At 47.3% G+C, this 26087-nt stretch carries 24 protein-coding genes, 1 tRNA gene and 1 pseudogene; 10 read left to right on the top strand and 16 right to left on the bottom strand.

Translation table 11 applies throughout. From position 1 onward, the window contains the following. Positions 1-18: 18 nt before the first annotated feature. Both ICV32_RS08120 and ICV32_RS08115 read right to left on the bottom strand, forming a co-directional pair. A complete protein-coding gene (locus ICV32_RS08120; protein ID WP_215369898.1) occupies positions 19-1524 on the bottom strand; it encodes a tripartite tricarboxylate transporter permease in 1506 nt (501 codons plus the stop codon). A gap of 20 nt (positions 1525-1544) precedes the next feature. After that, positions 1545-2003, bottom strand: coding sequence for a tripartite tricarboxylate transporter TctB family protein (locus ICV32_RS08115; protein WP_215369896.1), 459 nt, complete (start codon positions 2001-2003; stop codon positions 1545-1547). A gap of 133 nt (positions 2004-2136) precedes the next feature. Here ICV32_RS08115 and alaS point away from each other — a divergent pair, with 133 nt between their 5' ends. After that, entirely contained in the window at positions 2137-4764 is a 2628-nt protein-coding gene (gene alaS / locus ICV32_RS08110; protein WP_215369895.1) for an alanine--tRNA ligase, read from the top strand. Between the two features lie 56 nt (positions 4765-4820). Next, on the top strand, positions 4821-5048 hold the full coding sequence (locus ICV32_RS08105; protein ID WP_108509395.1) for a sulfurtransferase TusA family protein: 228 nt from the start codon (positions 4821-4823) through the stop codon (positions 5046-5048). Here the strand turns inward: ICV32_RS08105 and ICV32_RS08100 are convergent. From ICV32_RS08100 to ICV32_RS08090, 3 genes are read right to left on the bottom strand one after another with little or no spacing between them, the layout of a single operon-like run. Further along, complete coding sequence (locus tag ICV32_RS08100) at positions 5045-6172, bottom strand: glycosyltransferase family 9 protein (protein ID WP_215369893.1); 1128 nt, start codon at positions 6170-6172, stop codon at positions 5045-5047. The genes ICV32_RS08105 and ICV32_RS08100 overlap by 4 nt on opposite strands. Before the next feature lie 3 nt (positions 6173-6175). Then, complete coding sequence (locus tag ICV32_RS08095; RefSeq protein ID WP_215369891.1) at positions 6176-6973, bottom strand: glycosyltransferase family 2 protein; 798 nt, start codon at positions 6971-6973, stop codon at positions 6176-6178. Continuing rightward, positions 6970-7728, bottom strand: coding sequence for a glycosyltransferase family 2 protein (locus ICV32_RS08090; protein ID WP_215369889.1), 759 nt, complete (start codon positions 7726-7728; stop codon positions 6970-6972). Before ICV32_RS08090 ends, ICV32_RS08095 begins: the two co-directional genes overlap by 4 nt. Before the next feature lie 10 nt (positions 7729-7738). Between ICV32_RS08090 and msbA the strand changes: the two genes are divergently transcribed. Beyond that, positions 7739-9505, top strand: a complete 1767-nt coding sequence (msbA, locus tag ICV32_RS08085; protein ID WP_215369887.1) for a lipid A export permease/ATP-binding protein MsbA — start codon at positions 7739-7741, stop codon at positions 9503-9505. On the opposite strand, the gene rng is transcribed toward msbA, so the two are convergent. The 8 genes and pseudogenes from rng to ICV32_RS08045 form a co-directional block, all read right to left on the bottom strand. Beyond that, positions 9502-10965 (bottom strand): ribonuclease G, encoded by a 1464-nt coding sequence (gene rng / locus ICV32_RS08080; RefSeq protein WP_215369885.1) that lies wholly within the window; start codon positions 10963-10965, stop codon positions 9502-9504. The two genes, msbA and rng, sit on opposite strands and share 4 nt — an antisense overlap. Continuing rightward, on the bottom strand, positions 10962-11615 hold the full coding sequence (locus ICV32_RS08075; protein WP_215369883.1) for a nucleoside triphosphate pyrophosphatase: 654 nt from the start codon (positions 11613-11615) through the stop codon (positions 10962-10964). Before ICV32_RS08075 ends, rng begins: the two co-directional genes overlap by 4 nt. A 17-nt stretch (positions 11616-11632) precedes the next feature. Beyond that, positions 11633-12076, bottom strand: coding sequence for a 23S rRNA (pseudouridine(1915)-N(3))-methyltransferase RlmH (rlmH, locus tag ICV32_RS08070; RefSeq protein WP_215369881.1), 444 nt, complete (start codon positions 12074-12076; stop codon positions 11633-11635). Positions 12077-12081: 5 nt separating this feature from the next. Then, positions 12082-12468 (bottom strand): annotated as a pseudogene (gene rsfS, locus ICV32_RS08065) (ribosome silencing factor); the annotation flags it as partial. Positions 12469-12482: 14 nt separating this feature from the next. Then, complete coding sequence (locus ICV32_RS08060) at positions 12483-13184, bottom strand: nicotinate-nucleotide adenylyltransferase (RefSeq protein WP_215369877.1); 702 nt, start codon at positions 13182-13184, stop codon at positions 12483-12485. A gap of 12 nt (positions 13185-13196) precedes the next feature. Continuing rightward, positions 13197-14126 carry an oxygen-dependent coproporphyrinogen oxidase gene (gene hemF / locus ICV32_RS08055; protein WP_215369875.1) on the bottom strand — a complete coding sequence of 310 codons (930 nt, stop codon included), beginning with the start codon at positions 14124-14126 and terminating at the stop codon, positions 13197-13199. Positions 14127-14154: 28 nt separating this feature from the next. After that, positions 14155-15426, bottom strand: coding sequence for a phosphoribosylamine--glycine ligase (gene purD, locus ICV32_RS08050; protein WP_215369873.1), 1272 nt, complete (start codon positions 15424-15426; stop codon positions 14155-14157). A gap of 21 nt (positions 15427-15447) precedes the next feature. Then, positions 15448-16167, bottom strand: a complete 720-nt coding sequence (locus ICV32_RS08045; RefSeq protein ID WP_215369871.1) for a YebC/PmpR family DNA-binding transcriptional regulator — start codon at positions 16165-16167, stop codon at positions 15448-15450. A gap of 149 nt (positions 16168-16316) precedes the next feature. On the opposite strand from ICV32_RS08045, the gene ICV32_RS08040 reads away from it, so the two are divergent. Both ICV32_RS08040 and ICV32_RS08035 read left to right on the top strand, forming a co-directional pair. Further along, positions 16317-17294 carry a quinone oxidoreductase gene (locus ICV32_RS08040; protein WP_371817077.1) on the top strand — a complete coding sequence of 326 codons (978 nt, stop codon included), beginning with the start codon at positions 16317-16319 and terminating at the stop codon, positions 17292-17294. Positions 17295-17388: 94 nt separating this feature from the next. Continuing rightward, positions 17389-17473: transfer RNA gene (locus tag ICV32_RS08035), tRNA-Leu, on the top strand. Here the strand turns inward: ICV32_RS08035 and ICV32_RS08030 are convergent. The 3 genes from ICV32_RS08030 to lptF are packed head-to-tail and all read right to left on the bottom strand — an operon-like array spanning position 17474 to position 20694. Then, complete coding sequence (locus ICV32_RS08030; RefSeq protein WP_215369868.1) at positions 17474-18415, bottom strand: CysB family HTH-type transcriptional regulator; 942 nt, start codon at positions 18413-18415, stop codon at positions 17474-17476. A gap of 12 nt (positions 18416-18427) precedes the next feature. Beyond that, positions 18428-19582 carry an LPS export ABC transporter permease LptG gene (gene lptG, locus ICV32_RS08025; RefSeq protein WP_215369866.1) on the bottom strand — a complete coding sequence of 385 codons (1155 nt, stop codon included), beginning with the start codon at positions 19580-19582 and terminating at the stop codon, positions 18428-18430. Continuing rightward, positions 19579-20694 (bottom strand): LPS export ABC transporter permease LptF, encoded by a 1116-nt coding sequence (lptF, locus tag ICV32_RS08020; protein WP_215369864.1) that lies wholly within the window; start codon positions 20692-20694, stop codon positions 19579-19581. Before lptF ends, lptG begins: the two co-directional genes overlap by 4 nt. An 80-nt stretch (positions 20695-20774) precedes the next feature. Between lptF and ICV32_RS08015 the strand changes: the two genes are divergently transcribed. The 5 genes from ICV32_RS08015 to ICV32_RS07995 all read left to right on the top strand — a co-directional run bounded on the left by ICV32_RS08015 (position 20775) and on the right by ICV32_RS07995 (position 26070). Then, the gene (locus ICV32_RS08015; protein WP_371817076.1) at positions 20775-22322 is read left to right on the top strand and encodes a leucyl aminopeptidase; all 1548 of its coding nucleotides are present in this window, start codon (positions 20775-20777) and stop codon (positions 22320-22322) included. Between the two features lie 18 nt (positions 22323-22340). Continuing rightward, positions 22341-22811, top strand: coding sequence for a DNA polymerase III subunit chi (locus tag ICV32_RS08010; protein WP_215369861.1), 471 nt, complete (start codon positions 22341-22343; stop codon positions 22809-22811). Continuing rightward, complete coding sequence (gene lgt, locus ICV32_RS08005) at positions 22811-23590, top strand: prolipoprotein diacylglyceryl transferase (RefSeq protein WP_215369860.1); 780 nt, start codon at positions 22811-22813, stop codon at positions 23588-23590. Before ICV32_RS08010 ends, lgt begins: the two co-directional genes overlap by 1 nt. A 60-nt stretch (positions 23591-23650) precedes the next feature. Further along, positions 23651-24955, top strand: coding sequence for a malonyl-CoA decarboxylase (locus ICV32_RS08000; RefSeq protein WP_215369858.1), 1305 nt, complete (start codon positions 23651-23653; stop codon positions 24953-24955). Between the two features lie 128 nt (positions 24956-25083). Continuing rightward, the gene (locus ICV32_RS07995; protein WP_215369856.1) at positions 25084-26070 is read left to right on the top strand and encodes a tripartite tricarboxylate transporter substrate binding protein; all 987 of its coding nucleotides are present in this window, start codon (positions 25084-25086) and stop codon (positions 26068-26070) included. Positions 26071-26087: the final 17 nt, after the last annotated feature.

Genomic DNA, 26087 nt, shown 5'->3' with positions numbered 1-26087 from the left:
AGTAAATTTAGGAAAGTTTTATAACTCTTCAGTGAAGACTTCTTCACGACTCTTTTTAATCGCCGGAAGAGTCACAATAATTAGTAAAAGAGCGGCTGCAATTAGAAGGCTCAAAGACAGTGGTCGAGTGACAAAGGTTGTAAAGTCGCCGCGAGAAAGTAGGAGTGCACGACGGAAATTTTCTTCCATCATAGGACCCAATACAAATCCCAAGAGCAATGGTGCTGGTTCACAACCAAACTTAAAGAACATATAACCAATGACACCAAAGCTTGCAGTAATAAAAATATCAAAGATCGAGTTATTGACCGTATAGACCCCGATACAGCAGAAGACCAGAATTGCTGGATAGAGCATGCGATAGGGAATCTTTAAAAGCTTGACCCAAATGCCAATCAGTGGGAGGTTCAGCAAAATTAACATGATGTTGCCAATCCACATGGACGCAATCAGACCCCAAAACAAGGTTGGATTACTGGTCATCACTTGAGGACCTGGTTGAATGTTATGGATCGTCATGGCGCCAACCATGAGTGCCATCACGGCATTCGGTGGAATGCCAAGCGTTAATAGGGGGATGAATGAAGTTTGTGCTGCAGCATTATTTGCGGCTTCAGGTCCAGCAACACCTTCAATCGCTCCTTTGCCAAATTCATCACTATGCTTTGAGGCTTTTTTCTCAACGGTATATGCCCCAAACGCAGCCAAAGCAGCTCCACCGCCAGGCAGAATACCCAGTAATGAGCCAATGGTCGTACCTCGCAAAATCGATGGAACCATCCGCTTGATATCGGACCAAGCAGGAATCAGACTCGTTACTTTATTCAGAAAGGATTCTCCTGCCCCCTTTTTCTCCAAATTGAGCATGATTTCAGCAAAGCCAAAAACACCCATTGCAACCGATACAAAACCAATGCCATCAGTTAACTGCGGAATATCAAAAGAGTAGCGGGCAACACCAGAGTTCACATCGGTACCGATGAGGCCAAGCAGTAGTCCTAATAGAATCATGCCAACGGCTTTGATTAGGGAGCCTGATGCAAGAACAACAGCACCAATAAGTCCTAACACCATTAAGGAGAAATATTCGGCGGGACCAAATTTAAATGCCACTTCAGCGAGAGGTGCTGCAAAGCCAGCCAAAATCAAAGTTGCCACGCAACCTGCAAAGAATGAACCCATACCCGCAGTAAACAGCGCTACACCACCACGACCGCGCTTAGCCATTTGATAGCCATCAATTGCAGTGACCACCGAGGATGTTTCCCCAGGGATATTGAGCAAGATCGCCGTAGTTGATCCTCCGTATTGCGAGCCGTAATAAATCCCTGCCAACATAATCAGTGCTGCAATTGGAGGGAGGGCATAGGTTGCAGGTAGGAGCATGGCAATCGTTGCAATCGGGCCAAGACCAGGTAGAACACCAATTAGGGTGCCAAGTAAGCATCCAATAAAGCAATATAAGAGGTTCTGCATCGTAAATGCAGTCTCGAAGCCCAATGAAAGATTATTTAATAATTCCATTTGTTATTCCGTTCAGTGGGTTATTCGAGAAAGGTTGGGAGTAAAGGAAATTGAAGATTCAATCCCTGTACAAATGCGAGGTAAGTGAAGGTCACTAAGAAAATCGCATTTAGAACAGTACTTTTCCAAGTAAATTCATGACTTGCGCTAGCAGAGACAAGCACCAAAATAAAAACGGATAACATAAAACCGAGCGTGGGCAATAACAAGCCATAAAGAACGACCGATCCTGCAATCCAAATCACAATTTTCCAATTCCAAGTACCGATATCTTCTTTCGTATTTTTGGATGACATTGACTTCAAGAGAATGAAAAAACCAAGAGCGGTTAATAGCGCCCCAAGCCAAAATGGAAAATAACCTGGACCCATCTTTGCGGCAGTGCCCATTTTGTAGTTCAAGGCATTAAGCGCAAAAAATAGACCAAAGACCATATACATGATCCCGGCGCCAAAATCCTTTTTATTACGAATATTCAAAATGCGTCTCCTTTATAGCGATCGCTCCCTTTTCGTAAAGGGCTATTCTTAGTCGATTTGTGATTGTAAGGGAATGAGCATGGGCATCTTTAAGGGTTTGCCCTAATTCTGTGCCAATGCGATAATTCTAAAGATGAAAGTCTCCGAAATCCGCCAAGCCTTCCTTGATTATTTTGCCTCCAAAGGTCACCAAATTGTGACCTCAAGCCCCGTGGTTCCAGGAGATGATCCTACCCTGCTTTTTACCAATGCCGGGATGAATCAATTTAAAGATGTCTTTTTGGGGTTCGATAAGCGACCCTATCAGCGCGCAACCACTGCCCAAAAATGCATCCGTGCCGGTGGCAAACATAATGACCTTGATAACGTTGGCTACACCGCTCGTCACCATACCTTCTTTGAGATGCTTGGAAATTTCTCATTCGGAGATTACTTCAAAGAAGATGCAATTCAATTCGCCTGGGAGCTGCTGACCCAGGTTTTTAAGTTACCCAAAGATAAATTATGGGTCACTGTGTATGCCGAAGATGATGAAGCCTACGATATTTGGGTAAAAAAAATTGGCGTACCGAAAGAGCGAATTGTGCGTATCGGCGATAACAAGGGCGCGCGTTATGCATCGGATAACTTTTGGATGATGGGTGACACCGGACCATGCGGACCATGCACTGAAATCTTTTATGACCATGGCCCAGAAATTGCGGGTGGGCCTCCGAGCAGCCCGGATGAGGATGGCGATCGTTTCATTGAGATTTGGAACAACGTCTTCATGCAATTTAATCGCGATGAGGCCGGTGAAATGCACCCCTTACCAAAGCCTAGTGTCGATACGGGTATGGGCTTGGAGCGCATTGCTGCCGTTTTGCAACACGTTCATTCCAATTATGAAATCGATTTATTTGTTCATCTTCTGCAAGCAGCAAAAGACGCGGTTGATCGTGCTGGGGCCAACGGTTGTGATTTAGACAGCCCATCGCTGAAAGTGATTGCGGATCACATTCGCGCTTGCAGTTTTATTGTGGTCGATGGAGTCATTCCTGGAAACGCAGGGCGTGGGTATGTGTTGCGGCGCATTGCGCGGCGCGCCATCCGTCATGGGTATAAGTTGGGTGCACGGCAGGCTTTCTTTCACCAGTTAGTGCCCGCTTTGGTCGCTGAAATGGGTGACGCCTATCCCGAGCTGCGTCAAGCACAAGAGCGAGTCATGGATGTCCTCAAGCAAGAGGAAGAACGTTTTTTCCAGACCATTGCCAATGGTATGGAGATCTTAGAATCTGCGCTTCAAAACAACCAAACGGTCTTGGATGGAGAAACCGCGTTTCGTTTGCACGATACATTTGGATTTCCCCTTGATCTTACCGCCGATGTCTGTCGTGAGCGCGGTGTAAGTGTGGATTCAGCTGGCTTTGAGGCGGCTATGCAGCGTCAGCGTGATCAGGCGCGAGCTGCCGGTAAATTTAAGATGGCACAAGGTTTGGATTATCGGGGCGAGCCTACAAAGTTCCTGGGATACGAACAGGTATTGATTGAGGATGCGCGGGTAACTGCCCTGTATCGCGATGGTAGTCCAGTCGATTCGATTCGGGCTGGTGAAAGTGCAGTGGTCGTTCTTGATCGCACCCCGTTTTATGCGGAGTCCGGTGGTCAAGTGGGCGATCGTGGCGAGTTGCGAACTGAGCAATCACAATTCATCGTAGCAGATACCTTTAAGATTCAGGCCGATGTCTTTGGTCACCAAGGCGAATTGCAAGAGGGCGAGCTAAAGATCGGAGATGTGGTTGTGGCACGCGTGGATACACACTTGCGTGCGAAGACAATGCGCAATCACAGCGCAACTCACTTACTCCATAAAGCCTTGCGCGAAGTTCTTGGTGATCATGTCCAACAGAAGGGCTCCTTAGTCGATGCGGATAAAACCCGATTTGACTTCACTCACACCGCTCCCTTAACAAAAGCAGAGATCGCTCGTATTGAGCAGATGGTCAATCACGAGATTTTGACCAATACGGCAACCGCTGCCAATGTGATGGCCTTAGAGGACGCACAAAAGACCGGAGCAATGATGCTCTTTGGTGAAAAATATGGGGAGCGTGTGCGTGTTCTTGAAATTGGTTCATCCAAAGAGTTATGCGGTGGAACCCACGTAAAGAGAACAGGCGACATTGGCAGTTTCAAGATTACCTCTGAAGGCGGAGTGGCCGCCGGAATTCGTCGGGTTGAAGCAGTGACTGGAACGAATGTGATGGATTTTGTTCATGGCCTTGAATCAAAGATGCAAGAAGCCGCACATTTGTTAAAGACAGCCCCTCATGATCTGCCCCAACGTGTCAGTCAGTTACAAGATCAACTGAAGCATCTAGAACGTGAGCTAGAACGAGTAAACGCCAAATTAGCAGCCAGTCAGGGCGATGATTTGGTTAGTCAAGCAAAAGATCTGCAAGGTATCAAGGTCTTGGCCGCTCAATTGGATTCGGCCGATGCTAAGCTATTGCGTGACACGATGGATGCACTCAAGGTTAAATTAAAGTCAGCTGCCATTGTTTTGGCAGGGGTTCAAGACGGCAAGGTGAGCCTGATTGCTGGGGTGACGAGTGATGCAACCAATCGGATCAATGCCGGAGAACTCGTGAATTTTGTGGCTCAGCAAGTGGGTGGCAAAGGTGGTGGTAAGCCTGAAATGGCTATGGCAGGCGGTAGCGATCCAAGTGGTTTAGGTAAAGCGCTTGCCGCCGTTGATGCTTGGGTTGCAGAGCGGGTTTAGTGATTCATCGCTAAAATAGCAATAAATAGGAGAATGAAATGAGTGAAGCAAGCTCGATTGTGGTTCATCGCGAAGTGGATGCCATTGGCATGAACTGCCCTTTGCCTATTTTGCGGACCAAGAAAACTCTCGCAGAGATGCAAACTGGTGAGGTGTTAAAGCTCAAGGCAACTGATTCGGGCGCAACGCATGATATCCCTGCCTTTTGTAAACAAACCGGTAACGAACTGATTGCCACCGACAACGAAGGCGATACGATGGTCTTTTACGTCAAGCGACGTTAAGACAACCCAGCACTTCGACCCAGCATTTTTTTAGCAGCCCACAAAACCTGACTGGGCTCTAGCAGGTCAAGGCACTCACTTTTGCTATTGGCCGTATCAAAGCAGCCTGCCTTTCGGCAGGGAACACAATCGCCAGGACCCTGCAAGATGCACACCTGATGCACGATTTGGGTACGGTCCCGAAGTTGATAAGGGCGTTCTCCAACAAAGCCATTAGGCCATGGCCCAAAATTAGTGGGCGGTGTGGGGCCAAATAAAGCAATCGTTGGGATTTCGCAGGCTGCGGCAAGATGCGTTACTGAGGTATCGACACCGATATATAAAGCCGCACCGTCTAACACGGTTTTGACTTGGGGTAAGTTGAGATGCCCTTTGGTGTCGAGCACTGATCGGCTCACCTCATGATCGAGCAAGGAGAGAATATCTCGATTGAGGGCCAGATCCTGCTCTGCGGGGGATGCGCTCAAGACTATTTGATAGTTCATGGCGACCAACTCTTTAATCAATTGAGCCCAATAGCCTAAAGGCCAACGCTTGTAGCCATTGAGTGGCCCTGGATGTAAAACAATATACGGTTGACGTAGCTGGCTTTGTAATGCTGGGTTAAGAACTTGACCGATGGGTGGAGTAACCGAGATCGAATTTGCAAAAAGATCGAGACCCTTAGCCCGATAAAAGGGCTCAAGAAGTTTGAGTTTTTCAACAATCACATGTTGTTCAAAATAATCGACAGCAACCCAATGCATGCAGATGGAACGCTTCCATGCACTTTTTTGATAATTCTTCGGCGTATCTTGTACGACCACGCCAACCCGACGAAGTGCAGCAAGGGATCCAAAAAAATAAGCTCGATCACTTGGTTGGGTAATGATCGCTAAGTCGTAACGCTGAAATAGCCGGTTGAAGAGCCTAAGATATTCCCAAAGACTGGGATGTTCGGAAGTTTCAATCAGATTATGCAGCTCCGGATTACCTTTGAGCATATCGAGCTTACCGCGGTAGCCCAGAAAATCAAATCGAGCCTCTGGCCAAATCCGGCGCGCAGCTTGAATGAGGGGTGTGGTGACTAGCACATCACCAATTTGTCGCGTAGCGATGAAGAGAACCTTAGATGGATCCCTCATTGCCTATTGGTATTGTCCAGAGCGCATTAATTCGATTTTATCGAGAAGTTTTTTAGTGCTCTCAGAGTTATTTGACTGGTCTCTAATTTTATGAAAGAGGTGAAGAACCTCAGTAGACCAAGACCCAGATTTTCTTTGCAATCCAATATTCTCTAATCGAAAAATAAAGTCAGCATCTTCATGACCCCAGCCAGTTATTGTTTCGTCAAAGCCATTCACTCTGACAGCATCTGCTTTCCAGCACGCCATATTGCATCCTTTAATACGCCTCCAAACAAATTTTTTGTAATTTCTCCACAGGCCATCATTGAGTTTTATATATAAGGGAAGAAATTTATTTAAATACCCTCTTAGACGATAAAAAAACGACCATGATTTAAGATGATTAAAGTCGAATTGTTTTGTAGATAAAATTTCTTGAGTAAATTCTTGATTCAATAAAATTCGACTTCCAGTAACAACACAACCTTTTTTTGCGAGACGAAGATGGTTTTCAATAAAATCTGGTTGCACAACACAATCTCCATCAAGAAAGACTAAATAATCCCCTTTTGCGGCATAAATCCCTTTATTGCCAATTAAAGTTTTCCTGCATCCGATATCTTCTTGCCATAAATGAGTGATACGGACCGGAAAATCTTGCGAGTGGCTGTCAATAAGAACCCGGGTATTTTCTTTGGAGCCATCATCCGCTATCAAGATTTCATAATTATTTACGGTTTGATTGCGCAACGATTCTAAGCACAGGTGAAGAGCTTCTGGCCAGTTGTACGTAGCAATAATTACAGAAACGAAGGTCATTGTTTTCTATTTTTTTCAAGCTTCCACAGCTTAATATAGCGTAGATATGATCCTTGTGCGTTAGCTAGAGCAAGAGAAAAGCCTTGGGGACCATCTAAAAAACCAGCCCGTAAGAAGTATGTTCGAATAAACGACCAGGTTCCATGCAAAACGGCTTTGATTGGATTGCCAGTTTTGCCTTTGGCAAATGCCTGTTGAGCGGAGTCGGTAGAATAGCGCTCCATTTTTGCTCTAACCTGCTCAGGGTTCATAAAGCTGTAATGAAGCATTTGATTTTTGAGTTTCAGAACAGAGCCCTCGGGGATTAAACGTTCATGCACTAAGTCAGACGAGAACCTAGCAGTTCCCCGCTTAAAGAGGCGATCAACATAATCGGGTGTCCAGCCCGAATGGCGCATAAATCGTCCGCAGTACCACGATAGTCTTGGAATGGCATAGCAGTTGGTTTGCGGTTGATTGAGAACTGCTTTGATCTCAGCACGAAGTTCGGGAGTGAGTCGCTCATCGGCATCGAGCGATAGGACCCAATCGGAGTTTGCCAAGTCAAGGGCTCGATTCTTTTGGGGACCAAAGCCTGGCCAATCCTCAGGGGAACTGATCAGCGCCCCATACGCTTTAGCAATCTCCAGGGTTTTATCAGTGCTTTGGGTATCTACCACTACAATTTGATTAGCTAGCCCGTCTAAGGAGGCTAAACAATCCCCAAGATTGGCTTCTTCATTCCGAGTAATAAGTATGACTGATAAGGTGGGCATAATTCATTATATGAATGCTTCAGACCGTCAAGCCCTAAATCGACTCATTGGCTATTTACGCCCCCATACCCGCCTGATCGTTGGATCCCTGTTGGCTATGGCTCTGGTAGCCGCCTCGGAGACCTCTATACCCGCTCTGATGAAGCCCCTCTTGGATGATGGCTTTTCTGGCAAGATGAATAATCAGTTATGGCTCGTCCCCGTCTTTCTGGTGGGGCTGGCTATTGTGCGAAGCGGCGCTCAATTTCTCTCTAACTATTTGCTAACCAAGGTGATTAGCAATATTTTGTTAAAACTGCGCGAACAAATGTTTGCCAGGCTCTTGCGTGCCAAGACCGAGTATTACCAAAAGACCACAGCCTCAAACTTAATTAATGCAGTGGTCTTTGAGGTCAATAATGTCTTATCGATTATGGGTGGAATGTTGATCAGTCTGGTACGCGATTTACTGACTGTGATCGGCTTGATGGGGTATTTGCTGTATTTGAACTGGCGCTTGACATTAGTAGTCTTCGTGATTTTTCCCATCATTGCGTATGTGATGAGTAAGATCAATAAGCGCTTACGCAGCCTCAATCGCCAGCAGCAGAGCATGACCAGTGAGTTAGCGTACGTGGTTGAGGAGGCTGCGGCCGGCCATAAGATTGTCAAAGTGCATGGCGGTGAGGATTATGAGATGCGGCGATTTATGGAAAAAGCCGAGCAATTGCGTAAGTTCACGCTCAAAGCCGCAGTTGCTGGTGGACTAAATCAGCCGATCACTCAGTTGATTGCCTCGATGGCTTTATCGGTAGTCCTGGTCATTGCCATCATGCAATCAGCGAGCCAGGGCGTGACGGTTGGTAGTTTTGCGGCGTTCATCACAGCGATGCTATTGATTGTGTCGCCACTTAAGCATTTGGCGGACATAAATCAACCCTTGCAGCGGGGGCTGACTGCTGCTGAGATGATCTTTCAGTTAATTGATCAGCCGATTGAGGAAGAAAAAGCGCAAACATCCAATTTGAAGCGGCTTGATAAGGCCAAGGGTGAGATAAACTTTGAAGACCTTTCTTTTTCTTATGATCAAGAAGGGGGCCGAAAAGATACTTTACGCAATATCAACCTTGGGATTAAGCCGGGCGAGGTCGTTGCCTTTGTAGGACCATCGGGTGGTGGCAAATCAACATTGGTTAATTTATTACCTCGTTTTTATCGGCCTAAATCTGGTCGAATTGTGCTCGATCAAATTCCGATTGAGGAAATCGTTTTAACTGATTTACGAAAACAAATTGCCTTTGTCAGCCAAGATGTCATTCTATTTAATGACACCATTGCAGCGAATGTTGCCTATGGCTCAAGTACGGGTGATGCGATTGATCGTGGTCGTGTAATCGAAGCGCTTGAGGCGGCTAATTTATCTAATTTACTTTCTGAGTTACCTGATGGAATAGATACGCAGATTGGAGATAATGGCAACCGCTTATCCGGTGGTCAGCGACAACGCCTAGCGATTGCGCGTGCGATTTACAAAGACGCACCAATCTTGATTTTGGATGAAGCAACGTCAGCCCTTGATTCAGAGTCTGAGCGGCAAGTGCAAGAGGCACTTGATCGGCTCATGGCTGGTAGAACCACTTTGGTTATTGCACATCGTTTATCGACGATTGAGCATGCCGATAATATTGCGGTAATTGATCATGGTGAGATCATGGAATATGGCCCGCACTGTGAGTTGATTACGAAGAATGGGCTATATGCAAGCCTGCATCGCTTGCAGTTTAGTGAAACGCATTAATTTAGAACAATATCGTATTGCTCTTGCTTAAAGCCAGCCTCCGCTTGGAGGCGAATTGGTTTTTGAATAAAGTCGCCGAGCATGGCTAAGAACTGATTTTCTTCCTCTAAAAATAAATCAATAACATCGGGCGCAGCAACGATACGGAACTCCTTAGGATTAAATTGACGGTGTTCGCGCACAATCTCTCGCAAGATTTCATAGCAAATCGTCTGGGGTGTTTTAGTTTCGCCCTTACCATTGCAGGAGGAACAGGGTTCACACAGAATATGAGACAAAGACTCGCGGGTGCGTTTGCGAGTCATCTCAATGAGTCCTAATGATGAGAAATCATTCACATTGGTGCGCACATGATCGCGCGCTAAATTCTTTTTTAGCTCGCTAAGAACGGCTTCTTGATGATCGCTCTGGGTCATGTCGATGAAATCAATAATAATGATGCCGCCCAAATTGCGTAAGCGCAATTGACGGGCGATTGCTTGTGCAGCCTCTAGATTGGTTTTAAAGACGGTATCGTCTAAATTACGAGCCCCTACGAAACTTCCAGTATTGACATCAATCGTGGTCATTGACTCGGTTTGATCGATCATGAGATAGCCGCCCGATTTAAGATCGACGCGCCGACCTAAGGCTTTATTAATTTCAGAGTCAATATCAAAGAGATCAAAAAGGGCGCGCTCACCCCGGTAGAGAGTTAGCTTTGAACTCAGCTGCGGCATAAAGGTTTGTGCAAACTGAGTGAGGCGCTCAAAGTTTTCTGCTGAATCAATCCGAATCTGAAGGGTTTCAGGGCCAGCCATGTCGCGCAATACGCGCTCTGCCAAATTGAGGTCCTGATGAAGAAGCGCAGGAGCCGCCTTCTCTTTTACTCGTTGAGCAATTTGCTGCCAGGTGGCACGTAGATACTTCAAGTCTGAAACTAAGGTTTCGTCGCTAACATGCTCAGCACTGGTGCGAACAATGATATCCCCGGATTCATCTGCAGGAATTAGGCCCTTGAGGCGATTTTTGAGGGCTTCGCGCTCCTCAGGGTTCTCGATCTTTTGCGAGATTCCGATATGAATCTCTTGCCCTAGCGGTCGATGAATTTGCGGCAGGTAGACTAAATTACGCCCCGCAATACTAATTTGGCGGGTGAGCCTTGCTCCCTTAGTCCCCAGTGGATCCTTCAGCACTTGCACTAGGAGTGTCTGACCTTCAAACAACACCTTTTCAATTTGACCGCCAGGTTGGGGTTCACCCAAATCATTAAAGTGAATAAATGCCGCACGCTCTAGGCCAATATCGATAAATGCCGACTGCATCCCAGGTAAGACCCGCGCCACTTTGGCTAAATAAATATTACCCACAATTCCACGTTGACGCGTCCGTTCAATATGCAGCTCTTGAACAGCATTTTGTTCTATTAAAGCAACTCGTGTCTCTTGTGGGGTGATGTTGATGAGGATTTCTTGACTCATGGATGGTTTAATCCAAAACGTACGTGGGCTGTTTGCAATAGTTGGGCGGTTTCGAATAAGGGAAGCCCCATGATACCGCTATAGCTTCCAGAAATCTCCTCGATAAACGATGCTGCCATCCCTTGAATACCATAGGCACCCGCTTTCCCAAACGCTTCGCCACTGCTCACATAGGATTTAATTTGTTCAGGGCCTAATGTTGCAAATCGTATCCTTGATTTTTGCAATGCACAGACTGGGGTACTTGTTGGCTCTGGGGTGATGGCAACTGCTGTGTAAACCCAATGCGTCTGACCGCTCAAGATTTGCAATATTCTTTCTGCATCTTCTTCATCGCGTGGCTTTCCGAGGATTTCGTGATCGGGTGAGTCTGGAAGGCTGACGGTGGTGTCTGCACAAACGATTGGGGCCCATGGAAAATCGCGATTGAGTTGACGTTGTTGCTGCCAGCGCTTGATGGCCGCGATGCTTTTAGCAATGGTGACCCGTTGTGTGTAGTCGGCGGCGCGCTCGTTTTCAAGGACTAACTCCAAAGATTCAGCATCTTCTTCTGGGCTTGGAAGCAGTAACTGAAAGCGAACTCCAATTTGCGAGAGTAGCTCTTGACGGCGCGGGCTTTGGGAGGCGAGGTAGATAAAGTCGTACTTCATACAAAATGATTACCAATTTACTCGCGATGATAGGGGTGACCTTGGAGGATCGTCCAGGCACGATAGAGTTGTTCGATCAGCACAAGGCGAGCAAAGGCGTGGGGCAGTGTCAGGCTTGATAGTTTCCAGATATGGTTTCCATTCGCTTTAAGGCTTGGGTCAAGCCCATTTGCGCCCCCAATCAAGAAAGCAACATCTTGACCGTTCGTGCGCCAATTCGTGAGGTGATCGGCAATCGCTTGGGTTCGTAGATCGATGCCATGCTCATCCAAGGCAATCACTACTGCACCCTTCGGAATCGCCGCGACGATCTTGCTCGCTTCTTTGGCAGGGCTGATATCAGGCTTTAGCTCCTTAATTTCAATGGTGCAGTCGCTGGGCATGCGTTTTTGGTATTCCTGGCATGCTTTAGACACCCAGTCTGGCATTTTGTGACCAACCGCAATAATCCAAAGACGCATGTTTATTCGTCGCCAGCGTCTTCACTGGCTTTGACTAGCTTCTTAGTGCCAGATAATTTGACCCGAACCGGTTTATCTCCCCAAAGCCCTTCCAGTTGGTAGTAGGCTCTGAGCATGGGTTGCAAGATATGAACCACAATATCACCGCAATCCACTAGAACCCATTCACCCGTCTCCAAGCCCTCGATCGAGATTACTTCGCCGCCTTTTTCAAGAACCTTTTCCTTTACCGATAGAGCGAGTGAGCGAGTTTGCCGATTACTGTTACCCGTTGCAATAATGACTCGATCAAAAAGTTCGCTGAGCTTACTGCTGTCGTAGACACGAATGTCTTGTGCTTTGACATCTTCGAGGGCGTCAATGATGGTGCGCTGTAGTTTTTTGATATCCATATGGGTTTAAGAACTCATCTTACCTTGGATTGGTAGAGGCCTTTTTCTAGAATAATGTCCCAGACCGATTCTGGCAGCCATTGTTGAATGGCATCGGCATTGGGATGCTGGGCAAGTAATGGTCGAAGGCTACTCGATGCTAAATCAATCGATAGCTCCTCATCCAAATAAATAAGACCGCAAGATTGCTTGCCCAATTGCAATGCATTGGTACTTTGATGAGCCTCATAGTGAGTTAGTAACGGCGGATGGTCACGTAGTTGGACCTTAATCCGATAGGGTGGCCGACTCGCGACCGCTAAGTGGATGTAATGCATTAAGTCTCGCCAGTCATTCCAGGTGTAGAGCTGTAAAAAACTATCAGCACCCATAAGCCAAATGAGTGAAGTTTGATCGCCATAGTTCTGTCGCAGGGCTTTGGCGCTATCGATCGTATAACTGGGTCCAGCTCGATCGATTTCCATGGTGTTTACAGTAACTCGAGTACCTAAGCCTAGTTGTTGAAGCTCGAATTCTAGAACCTCAGCTGCTGCGAGCGTCATGGCATAGCGATCAACTGCTGGAGTGATGTGCGCACCCTTTTGCCATGGCTCACCGCTAGGTAACCACATGAGTTCGTCGAGCTTTAGGCGTTTAGCAAAATGCGCTGCAAGATGAATATGGCCCCAATGCGGCGGGTCAAATGTGCCCCCCAGGATGCCGATGGTTTTATTCAAGAATGATTCGCCTTAAGCCTCAGTTAGCCAATCGCGTGGCTTCAGATAGCGATCATAGAGGCGTGCCTCAGGAGTCCCTGGTTGGGGCTGCCAATTGTATTTCCAGGTGACAACGGGCGGCATGGACATGAGGATGGATTCAGAGCGCCCGCCCGATTGCAGACCAAAGATGGTTCCACGATCAAAGATTAGGTTGTATTCAACATAACGACCGCGACGGTATTCCTGAAAATCGCGTTCTGCTTGAGTATAGGGTTCTTGGTAGCGGCGCTTGAGAATCGGTAAATACGCCTCGATGAATGCGTCTCCGACTGAACGCATCATGGCAAAACTTCTTTCAAATCCCAACTCATTGAAATCATCAAAGAAAATGCCTCCAATGCCACGCGGTTCATCGCGATGCTTAAGATAAAAATACTCATCGCACCATTTCTTAAAGCGTGGATACAAATCGGCACCGAATGGATCGAGAGCGTCTTTAGCGGTTTGATGAAAATGCTGACAGTCTTCATCAACCCCATAGTAAGGGGTTAGATCAAAGCCACCGCCAAACCACCAAACTGGATCTTGATTGGGAGCTTGGGCAATAAAGCAACGCACATTCATATGGGTTGTGGGTGCCTTGGGATTGCGGGGATGAAACACTAAGGAAACGCCCATTGCCTCAAAAGTGCGCCCAGCAATCTCAGGACGATTTTGGGTGGCCGCTGGCGGTAATTGATTTCCGCTTACGTGCGAGAACCCGACACCACCTTTTTCAAGGACATTGCCATTTTCCAGAATGCAGGTTCGCCCCGAGCCCTGCAATTTACTGTCTTTGGGTTTTTCCCAGCTATCCGTAGCAAATGATTTGCCATCGACTGCGCCAGTTGCGCTGGTAATTCGGTCTTGTAAATCGAGTAAATAAGCCTTGACGGCCTGAGTATCAATCGTTGCTGCCATTCAATATCCTTAACTTGTTCTTACCTATTTACTTGAGGGCTCGAAAGCCAATATCGCTGCGGTACTGCATTCCATCAAAATGAATTTGTTCAATGGCAGAATACGCTTTTTGTTGCGCACCTTTTACGGTGTCCGCTAGACCAACAACGCACAATACTCGGCCACCGGATGTGCGAAGCTCACCATCCTGTATTTTGGTACCCGCATGAAAGATGATCTGATCAGTCGTTTCAACAGGTATTCCAGTAATTGCAGCACCTGTTTTGGGATTTTCTGGGTAGTTAGCAGCTGCTAATACCACCCCAAGAGCAATACGCCGATCCCAAGTTAGTTCGACTTCATCAAGTTTGCCGTCAATGGCTTTATCCAACGCAGGCACTAAATCGCTCTCAAGGCGCGCCATAATCGGCTGGGTTTCAGGATCGCCCATGCGGCAATTGAACTCCAAGGTTTTAATCTGACCATTAGGCTGAATCATCAGGCCAGCATAGAGAAAGCCGGTATACGGAATCCCATCGGCGCGCATACCCTCTACGGTTGGCATGATCACTTCACGCATAGCACGTGCATGCACCTCGGGAGTCACCACTGGGGCTGGCGAGTAGGCACCCATACCGCCTGTATTGGGGCCTTGGTCGCCATCGAGTAAACGCTTATGGTCTTGGCTACTGGCAAGCGGTAAGACATTTTTGCCATCGACCAAAACAATAAAGCTTGCCTCCTCACCTGTAATAAATTCTTCAATCACAACCCGTGCGCCAGCATGCCCCAATTTGTTATCTGAGAGCATCATGTCAACCGCCATGTGCGCTTCGGGTAGACTCATTGCTACAACTACCCCTTTACCTGCAGCAAGACCATCTGCTTTAATCACAATGGGCGCACCTTTTTGATCAATGTAGTCATGCGCAGCTTCTGCATTAGTAAAGGTTTGGTAATCTGCTGTTGGAATACCATGACGCTTCATGAATGCTTTTGAGAAATCTTTGGAAGACTCCAGTTGTGCTGCCAATTGCGTCGGACCAAAAATCCGCAAGCCCTGATTGCGAAAGACATCAACAATTCCGGCAGCCAAGGGGGCTTCAGGCCCAACCACGGTCAGGCCAATTTGCTCACGTTTAGCAAATGCAGCAAGCTCTTCCAAATCAGTGATTGGTAAATTTTCAATACCAGCATTTTTTTGATTAGTCGTGCCACCATTACCAGGAGCCACGAATACTTTTTGCACTTTCGGTGAGCGCGCTAATTTCCAAGCCAGAGCATGTTCGCGACCGCCTGAGCCAATTAATAAAATTTTCATAAGGAACTTTCTTGTTCGGGCTTAAAGGTTGGCGTTGGTATAGACCGCCTGGACATCATCTAAATTCTCAAGCGCATCTAATAATTTTTGCATCGACTCGGCTTGCTCTTCACTGAGTTCAACCTCTGTCGATGGGCGCATTGTGACTTCGGCTAACTCGGGTTTTAAACCTGCCACTTCCAAGGCATTTCGAATATTGCTGAACTCAAAGGGGTCGGTCATCACCTCCAGCGATCCATCGTCATGCGTAATCACGTCATCCGCACCAGCCTCAAGGGCTAACTCGAGTAATTGCTCTTCATTCGTACCTGGGGCAAAAAGAAGTTGGCCGCAGTGTTTAAATAAGAAAGCTACGGAGCCCTCTGTGCCCATATTGCCACCATGCTTTGAAAAGGCATGGCGGACCTCGGCAACCGTGCGAGTGCGATTATCGGTCATCGAATCCACAATCACGGCAGCACCATTAATGCCATAGCCTTCATACCGAATCTCTTCGTAATCGACGCCATCGGCTGCACCCGTTCCACGAGCAATAGCACGTTGCACATTATCGTTGGGCATATTGGCATCTTTGGCCTTGTCGATTGCCAGGCGCAGACGCGGATTGGCGCTCAGATCACCTCCACCTAAGCGGGCTGCAACAGTAATCTCTTTGATGAGTTTGGTCCAAACTTTGCCACGCTTTTCGTCCTGGCGGCCCTTGCGGTGTTGAATATTGGCCCATTTTGAATGACCCGCCATGGTGGCAATCCTTCTCTGATGAATAAATGAATTTCGGCTTAGAACCATAATTTTAGGCAAAATACGGGCTTGGCTTAAAAAAACACACCCCAAGCATCGATTTCGATGAATTTGGAACAAGAACATTCAGGAGAATCTATATGTCAGTCATGAACACAAAAGCGATTCGGATCGATGAAGTTGGACCGCCCGAGGTCATGAAATACGTCGATGTTTCATTAGGTGAACCAGGACCCGGAGAGGTTTTAATTGCGCAAAAAGCATGTGGCTTGAACTACATTGATATTTACTTTCGATCGGGTTACTACCCTCAGCCATTGCCAGGCGGTATTGGCATGGAAGCGTCGGGCATGATTGAGAAAGTCGGGCCAGGCGTGACGCACCTTAAAGCGGGCGATCGCGTTGCCTATGCAGGTAGACCAACAGGAGCGTATGCACAGGCCCGCATCATGCCCGCAGAGGCGATTGTGAAGTTACCCGATGCGATCTCGTTTGAGACCGGAGCCGGCATGATGTTGCAAGGACTTACAGTGCAATATCTCCTAAATGATACCTATAAGGTACAGCGCGGTGATACGGTCCTCTTTCATGCGATTGCTGGCGGCGTTGGCTTAATTGCCTTGCAATGGTTAAAGGCAATTGGTGCCACAGTAATTGGTACGGTAGGCAGCCCTGAGAAGGCGGCACTCGCCAAATCCTACGGCTGCGATCATGTGATTGAATACCGTACTGAAGATTTTGTCACGCGCGTAAAAGAGATTACTAATGGCAAAGGGGTCGCGGTTGCCTACGATGCGGTCGGCAAAGATACCTTCATGAAGACCTTGGACTGTATCGCGCCCCGTGGCATGGCAGTGAGCTTTGGTAATGCCTCTGGATCAGTTCCGCCGATCGATTTAGCGGTCCTGTCAAGTAAGGGGTCGCTAAAGTTAACTCGTCCTACCTTAATGACCTATGTACATAACCGCGCATTACTGGAGCCAATGGCTAAGGATTTATTTGAGCGAGTGACTCAGGGTCAAATCAAGATTGAGATTAAGCAAACATATCCTCTGGCAGATGCTGTGCAGGCGCATCGCGATCTTGAGGGGCGCAAGACGACGGGTACAACGATCCTCATCCCTTAATTAGTTAATTTAGGCATTTTGGGTACAAGGCGATGAGATTGGTTAAAATCATCGCTTCAATCATGATTGTTAACCGTCCAACGTTAACGAACTTGCCTCGGTGATGGAATTGGTAGACGTGCCGGACTCAAAATCCGGTGCCGCAAGGCGTGTCGGTTCGAGTCCGACCCGAGGCACCATCAAATTTGATAATCACTCGACTCGCTTGACATGGCTTGTTCCACAATTTTGCGTGTGAGGGTGGGTGAAAAAAGCTCAATAAAAGTGAAGATAAATGAGCGCAGGTAAGCGCCTTGTTTGATGCCGATATGCGTGACATTGGTACCAAAAATATGTCCGACTGAAATTGATTTCAGTTGCCGATCGCGTTCGGGATCTAATGCAACCCCTGCCACAATCCCAACGCCCATCCCATTCTCGACATAGGTTTTGATCACATCCGCATCAATTGCTTCCAAAATGATGTCCGGGGTGAGATTGCGTTGCGCAAATGCCGCATCGATTTTGCTGCGCCCAGAGAATGCTTTTGCATAGGTAATGAGTGGATACTTGCTTAAGAGCTCCAGGGTGATGGATTCATGATTCAGTAAGGGGTGACCAGATGGCACAACCACTGCATGTTGCCATTGATGACTGGGAAGAGCCAAGACTCCAAGGGTATTGGCAAGCCCCTCCGTAGCAATCGCCAGATCCGCACGATCTTCAAGCAGCATTTGGGCAATTTGACTGGGGTTACCCTGCAACAGGCTTACGCGCACTTTTGGAAACCGCTTTGTAAATTCGCTCAAGACCTTAGGCAAAGCATAACGGGCCTGGGTATGAGTCGTGGCAATCACAAAGCTACCTTGGTCTTGATTGGCGTAATCATTGCCAACTCGCTTTAAGGTCTCGACTTCCTCCAACAGGCGTTCAATCGAAACTAAGATTCGCTTACCGGGTTCGGTTAATGAACGAATTCGCTTGCCATGGCGTCGAAAAATTTCAACACCCAACTCATCCTCAAGTTCAATGATCGCTTTGGAGACGCCGGGTTGCGAAGTAAATAGCGCTTTCGCAGCCGCAGTTAGATTAAAGTTCTGACGGACCACTTCACGAACAAAACGCAGTTGATGAAGGTTCATCCGAAAGTATCCTTACGCACGAGCTACCCACTTTAGAGCAGCGATTGCTAACAGTAAATAAATCAATGGTGGAAAGATTGCGGTAAACAGGGCAGGAAGTGCGCCGAGTAAGCCGACGCTGGAGAAAAGGGTATTAAATAGCTGAAAACTCATGCCCAACATGATGCCACCAAAGACCTTAATACCAACGCTTCCAGCCCGCACTTTCATGAACGCAAACGGTAGCGCAAGAGCGAGCATCACAAAAATAATAAAGGGGTAAACCACTTTTTTCCAAAAGGCGATCGCATGGCGTTGTGCATCTTGCTTATTTTCTTGAAGGTGCAAAATAAATTGGCCCAAACTGATGATGGACATCTTCTCGGGGCTGATCAGAAGAACATTAAGGATCTGTGGAGTAACTTGGGATTCCAAGCTCAGTTTTGGAATGGTTTTAGTTTGGGCGGTATAGACCGCATCTAAGGGATCACCACTGCGTTTCTCAATAAATCGGGTTTCTGAAACATCATTTAGTTCCCAAATACCCGCATTATTAAAGCGACCGGACGCAGCGCTACGAATTGAGAGAAGGCGGTAGTTGGGATCAAATTCATACATCCGAATTTGACGAATTTGATCATCTTGATCAATCGAGCCAACATTGACATACCGAACCCCAGCTTTAATCGGACCCGCTCCATCCTGATCGCGTAATTGATCTTTGAGCCAAACACCCGATCGAAACTGGGAGCTAAAGCTCGAGCCCAAGGCTTCCATTCGAATCCGCTCCGAGAGCCTCTCACTATATGGCCCTAAGCCCTCACTGATCGCAAGGGTCAATGCGACGATTGGTAAGGAAATTTTGGCAAGCGTGTAGAGGCTTTGTTTGATATCTAATCCAGCCACGCGAAAGATGGTGAACTCTGATTGACTGGCCATCATCGCAAAGACATAAATACTGCCAATTAAGCCAGCGATTGGAATAATTTCAACCATACGGCTAGGCGCTTTCAAGAGCACATGCAAAAGTGCCAGCGGCAGTGTGTATTTTGAATTGACCGATCCCAGTTCACTCAGAATGTCAAAAAATAAGAAGAGTGCCAGAAGGGCAAACAAAATAAAGCCAAAGCTCGCATAAATTTGCTTGGCAAAGTAACGCTCGTAAATTTTGGGAAAGAGCCAACTCATTTGCTTTGCCAGGCCCTTGGAAGTTGACGTTGCCACCACTTCACGGATGGATTAATGCGATTACGAATCAAAACAAACGCCAATCCGAATGCAATCAGGTGAATAGGCCATAGACCAATGAAGAAGTCGACACGACCTTGCGAAACGTAATTTTGGCTAAGGTTTAAGAGGTTGCTGTACATCAGGTAAATGAGGACGGCATAAAACATGGCCGTGTAGTTTCCTAAACGGGGATTCACATAGGCCAAGGGAATCGCAATTAAGACTAAACCAAGGGCCATGATAGGTAGACCAATACGCCAGAGCAACTCTCCAAAGTTAGCGCGTCGGATGTTGGGATCCGACTCTTGGATTAGCTCAATCACATTTTTTTCTCGATCGCGTGGCGGTGGCTTACTAACTTCCTTACTTAAGATCTTGGTCTCGTATTCATCAAACTCTAAAATTCTGAAGTTGGCTTGGGTTGGTTGACCTTCATAGCGACGACCTTTTAAGAGAACCACACTTTTATCACCGTTTGGGGCATTTTCAATGTAACCCGTAGCGGCAACCGCAACACTTAACTTTTGATTGCGCGTATCGGCCACAAAGATATTTTTAACTTCCCCCTTATCAACATCAAGATCTTCGATGAAAAAGACTCGCTCTGCCTTGGCAGATTCTTTGAATTGACCTGCTGCAACCATGGATACATCGTCGCGTTGTTGAAAGCGTTGACTAATCACACTCGACTCGCGATTTGCCCATGGCCAAACAAAAGCAGCCAATAAGGCAATGATGAGGATGAGCGGAATTGCAAATCGCAGGATTGGGCCAATTAAATTGGTAATACTCAATCCACTCGCAAACCACACGATCATTTCTGAGTCTTTGTACCAACGAACTAGAACAATTAGGACGGCAATAAACAGCGAGACGGTTAATAGAACGGCAAAGTAACCGAGGGTGGCTAGAGCAATTAACACTAAGGCGTCTTCGGGATTTACTGAACCACTCGCTGCAAATCCTAAAATTCGAATCACGAGCGTGGTAATCATGATGGTGACCAAGACCAAAAACACAGCACCTGTGGTCATGCTGAGTTCGCGGCGGAGGGCTTGTTCAAAGATCATGGTTACGGGGTCTAATTCTGCGACTTTAATTCGGTCGGTGGATAATGTAAAAAAACCCTTAATGGTGAAAGACGATGACGATTCAATTTAGCACGAAAGTTCTTGCCGATATCGATTTTAAAAGCCCTAAGGGCGCCGCTGCGGTTTGTGGCTTAAGTGGCGATTGTTTGGTGGTGGGGTACCGAGCCAACGAACTCTCCCAGCTAGAGGCGCTTGATGATCTTCTCGGTGGGGCCATTTCAGAGGCCCGCTCAGTGGGGGACCTCGATGGTAAAGCAGGAGCATGCACCTTATTACGCTCCACTCGGGCGTGGGCCTTGAATAACGTAAAGCTCAAACGGGTTTTATTGGTAGGCCTTGGTGATAACGAGTCTTTAGGTGATTTTGCCAAGATTGCACGATCGATTCTGAAGGCGGTGAGTGGTGGTTCCATTCAGTCAGTGCTGTGGCACACATCCAGTTTTGTTGGAAAGCAAAAATCCAATCAAAGTCCAACTGCAATCGTAGAACGGATTCGTTTGTTAGCCCAAATTGTGGGTGATCAGGTTTATCGCTTTGGGGTTCGACAGGAACAGTTTAAGACGAAGCCTTTGGAAAAACCAGACGCTCTACAGCAGTTCACCGTGCTTTCCAGTGCCAAGCAGGCATCGCTTGTGAAGGCAGCTGTTCACGAGGGATCGGCTTTGGTAGAGGGAATGAATTTGACCAAAGATCTGGGTAATTTGCCACCCAATGTTTGTACCCCAAGCTTTTTGGCACAGACTGCATTAAACCTTCCCAAGAAAACCAAGCTAAAGGTACAGGTGCTCAATCAACAACAAATTGAAGCACTTGGCATGGGCTCTTTCTTAGCAGTTGCTAAAGGCTCAGACACGCCCCCACGGTTCATCATCATGCGTCATGATGGTGGAAAGGCGAATGAAGATCCGATCGTTTTGGTTGGCAAGGGCATTACCTTTGATACCGGCGGCATTTCATTAAAGCCTGGCGAAGCGATGGATGAAATGAAATACGACATGTGTGGTGCGGCATCCGTATTTGGCACCATGTATGCGGTGTCTTTGTTGGGATTAAAAAAGAATGTGATCGGAGTGGTGCCAACCTGCGAGAACATGCCCTCAGGTCGCGCAACGCGTCCAGGCGACATTGTGAAGAGCATGTCTGGGCAGACCATCGAGGTTTTAAATACCGATGCTGAGGGCCGCCTGATTTTGTGTGATGCGCTAACGTATGTTGAGCGCTTTAAGCCAAATGTTGTGATCGATGTGGCTACTTTGACGGGCGCTTGCATTATTGCCCTAGGCCATGTGCATAGTGGTTTGTTCTCAGATGATGAAGTCTTAGTGAAAGCCTTGAGTAAGGCTGGTCATCAATCTTTAGATACGGTATGGCGTTTGCCTCTTGATGCGGCTTACCATGAGCAATTGAAGTCAAACTTTGCGGACCTCGCCAATATTGGGGGGCGTCCCGCAGGGAGTGTGACCGCCGCTTGTTTCCTATCGCGCTTTGCTGAAAAATTCCGGTGGGCTCATTTGGATATTGCTGGAACTGCATGGAAGAGTGGAGCCGCTAAAGGGGCAACGGGTAGACCAGTTCCACTTCTCCTCAATTTCTTACTCGATCAATAAGCGCTTAGTGCTCAGCGAATGGCCAGAATTGATTTCCATAGTCATGTTTCGGACAAACTACTCTATTGCTGTCGCCTAAGTCGCAAAATTTTAGCGAGTACTCATCCTCAGGGATTGCCGCGTACTATCGTCATTACAGGTGGTGAGCAAGACCTAAAAGGGCTTGATGATTTATTGTGGACCTTCAGTAAAACCGATTTTCTACCTCACGCCTGGTTGCATCAAGAGGGCGCCCACGAGACCCCGATTTTGTTGGTTCATCACTTATCCGAGTTAGATAATCAGGCGTTGGCGCATCAAGATGTCTTACTTTACTTGCACACGGAGGCACCACTTGGTCTTGATGCCTTGCTTGAGCGGTTTCCTCGTTGGATTGAAGTAGTTACGACCCAAGAGAATGAACTAAAAGCGGGGCGTGAGCGTTTTAAAGGTTACCGCGCCTTGGGGCATGAGCTCCATCACTTTGATCAAAGTAAGGCAGCAACTTAATGTTGATACACCCCCAAATCGATCCAGTAGCTCTCCAACTAGGCCCATTGGCGATTCATTGGTACGGACTAATGTATTTGTTTGCCTTTGCTCAATTTTTGTTACTTGGGCGACTGCGAGTTCGCCAAGAACCCTACCAAGCGATGCGTTGGACTTTTAAAGATGTCGAGGACATTTTATTTTGGGGTGTACTGGGTGTAATTGTTGGGGGCCGCTTGGGGTATGTGCTTTTTTATATGCCAAGTTTTTATCTGCAAAATCCAATCGCTATTCTTAAGTTATGGGAAGGGGGTATGTCCTTTCATGGCGGTTTATTAGGGGTCTTAATTGCCTTAGCGTGGTTTGCAAAGCGTCGTCAGATCTCCTATTTCGTGATAACGGATTTTGTGGCGCCACTCGTACCGTTGGGACTTGCTTTTGGTCGTCTCGGAAATTTCATTAATGGAGAGCTGTGGGGGCGGCCTAGCGATTGGCCTTGGGCAATGGTCTTTCCGATGGTCGATCAAGTTACTCGCCATCCGTCGCAGTTGTATCAGTTTGCAGGCGAAGGCCTTTTATTGGCATTGATTTTATGGCTGTATGCGAGTCAGCCAAGACGAGTAGGGCAGGTATCGGGCCTCTTTTTACTGGGGTATGGACTGCTTCGTTTTCTGGTGGAGTTTGCTAGGGAGCCCGATGCGTACTTGGGCTTATTAGGCTTGGGTTTATCTATGGGGCAGTGGCTATCGATACCCATGATCGGTTTGGGAATTTACTTACTACAGCGAAAGCCGCGCTAATAAACCATTTTTGGCCAATTGATTTAAACCTTTGTTAAAAAATCTGGTTATGCTGTCAGCATGCTAGAAAAAATTGCCCAAACTCGTTTTTTATCCCGAGCGACCAGCGCAGTTCGCCGATTGGTCTCCGAGCGGGGTGAGTCAAACGCTGTCAGCATGGCCCTCGATGTGATTTCAAACTATCGCAAGCTGAATGCCGAGCAACGACCAAAGTTCTTTGCCATGCTTGCTGAGCAATTCAATATTGATGCAGAGCAATTGACGAAAGCCGCTCAAAGTTTTGCAGCAGATCCAAATGCAAGAAACTACATTCGCCTACAGAAGATTTCAGAATCCCCACGGCAAGAGCTGTTAAGGCGACTCAACCGCGCTCCGGGCGGCACGGCCGCGGTAGTCGAGATGCGTCGCGACCTTTTGACTTTGCTGAATAAAAAACCAGAGTTGATGGGTTTGGACTATGACATGCGGCATCTCCTGTCATCTTGGTTTAACCCCGGCTTTTTGAAGATGCACCGTGTTGACTGGAAATCGCCTGCCGAGATTTTGGAGAAGATCATTGCCCATGAGGCCGTCCATGCCATTGATGGCTGGGATGATCTGCGCCGGCGTTTACAACCCGATCGGCGTTGTTTTGCCTTTTTCCATCCGCAGCTCCCCGATGAGCCTTTGATCTTTGTGGAGGTTGCTTTACTTCCTGAGATACCGGTTGCCATCATGCCCCTGGTGGATAAGAAATCCACCCCCGTAGAGCAATCCAACCAATTCAAGGTAGCCGCCTTTTACTCCATCAGTAACTGCGAATCCGGATTACGGGGTGTTTCGATGGGCAACTTCTTAATTAAGCGCGTTGCCGAGCAACTGCACGCCGAGTTCCCAGGATTAAAAACCTTTGTGACCTTATCGCCGATTCCAGGCCTCATGGAGTGGATCACCGCTGGGGCGCATCTGGGCGATCTGCCAAGCTCCGACAAAATTAAGCCAGCGGTTCGTAAGGCGCGCGATGATGCTCTGGAACTTCTAAAATTAAATGGCAGCAATTGGATGGATAAGCTGGGTAAAGCATGGCATCCAGATCAATGCAGTGAGCGCGAGAAAGCGGCATTCATGGCATTAACCGCGATTTATCTAACAACCGTGACCCCAAGTCGGGATGGGAATCCGGTCGCAAAATTTCACTTGGGAAACGGCGCCAAACTACATCAAATTAACTGGGCGGGGGATTTGTCCAAGAATGGCCTGCGGCAATCTGCTGGGTTAATGGTGAATTATCTCTATGATCTGTCGAGCGTTGAAGAAAATCATGAGCGCTTTGTGAATGGGGAGATGATTTATTCCCGCTCCGTAAGTAAGTTGATGAATATTTAAGCCTGAATAAGTCCTATATAAGACTCGGTTCTTGGTTTTTAGGGGTTTTGCCCTAGATTTTGAAGTTCGTTTTAGAATGATGTTCGCGATCGTTTTACCCTTTATAAGAATTGAAGAGGAGACAAATAATGGTGTTGAATCAAAAGAAAAAAATAGCGGGCCTCGTGCTTAGCTTATTAGCTGTAGTCGGCTTATCAAGTACCGCCAATGCACAAGAGTGGCCAGTTAAAACGGTCACCTTCTTAAACCCATTCCCAGCGGGCGGTGGAACGGATGCATTTGCCCGTCCTTTGGCTGCCCAATTAACAGAGCAATTGGGCAAGCAATTTATTATTGATAACCGTGGAGGTGCTGGCGGTACGGTCGGTGCTTCGGTGGCTGCTAAAGCAGCACCAGATGGTTATACATGGTTCATCGGCGCCTCGCATCATACGATTGCCCCTTCCATGTACAAGAACTTGGACTATGACATTCAAAAGAGTTTCATTCCAATTGCCTTGTTAGCAAGTGTTCCGCAGGTATTGGTTGTTAATCCAAATCGTGTGAGTGCTCGTAACCTCAAAGACTTCATTGCGCTCATGAAGAAGAACCCTGGTAAATACAACTTTGCTAGCGCAGGTAGTGGTACCGTGCATCACCTTGCAGGCGAGTTATTTAAGATTCAGACTGGTACCTTCATTGTTCACATCCCTTACCGTGGCGCTGGTCCAGCCATGAGCGATCTTCTCGCTGGTCAGGTTGATTTGGAATTTGATGGTTTGGGATCATCTGCTTCGCAAATTAACGCAGGTAAGTTATTTGCGATTGCTGTTGCATCCGATAAACGCAATCCAGCAATTCCTAACGTACCAACCTTTGTAGAAGCTGGTTTGCCTGACTATCGTGTATCGACTTGGTACGGCATGTTTGCTCCTGCTGGCACACCAAAACCAATCGTTGACAAGATGACTGCTGAAGTTCAAAAGGCGCTGAATTCTCCAAAGCTGAAAGCAATTTGGGCTCAAAACGGTGGGGATAATCCCAACCTATATGGAGAGGCATTTGGTAAGCAAGTTGCTTCCGACGTAACGCGTTGGTCTGAAGTTGTTAAGAAATCAGGCGCCAAGCTCGATTAATTTTGTATTCGTAGTTA

The sequence above is a fragment of the Polynucleobacter sp. MWH-UH24A genome, from assembly GCF_018687475.1.
GTDB lineage: Bacteria > Pseudomonadota > Gammaproteobacteria > Burkholderiales > Burkholderiaceae > Polynucleobacter.
Note: the sequence above shows the minus strand (reverse complement) of the source record. Positions and strands in the feature narration are given on the sequence as shown.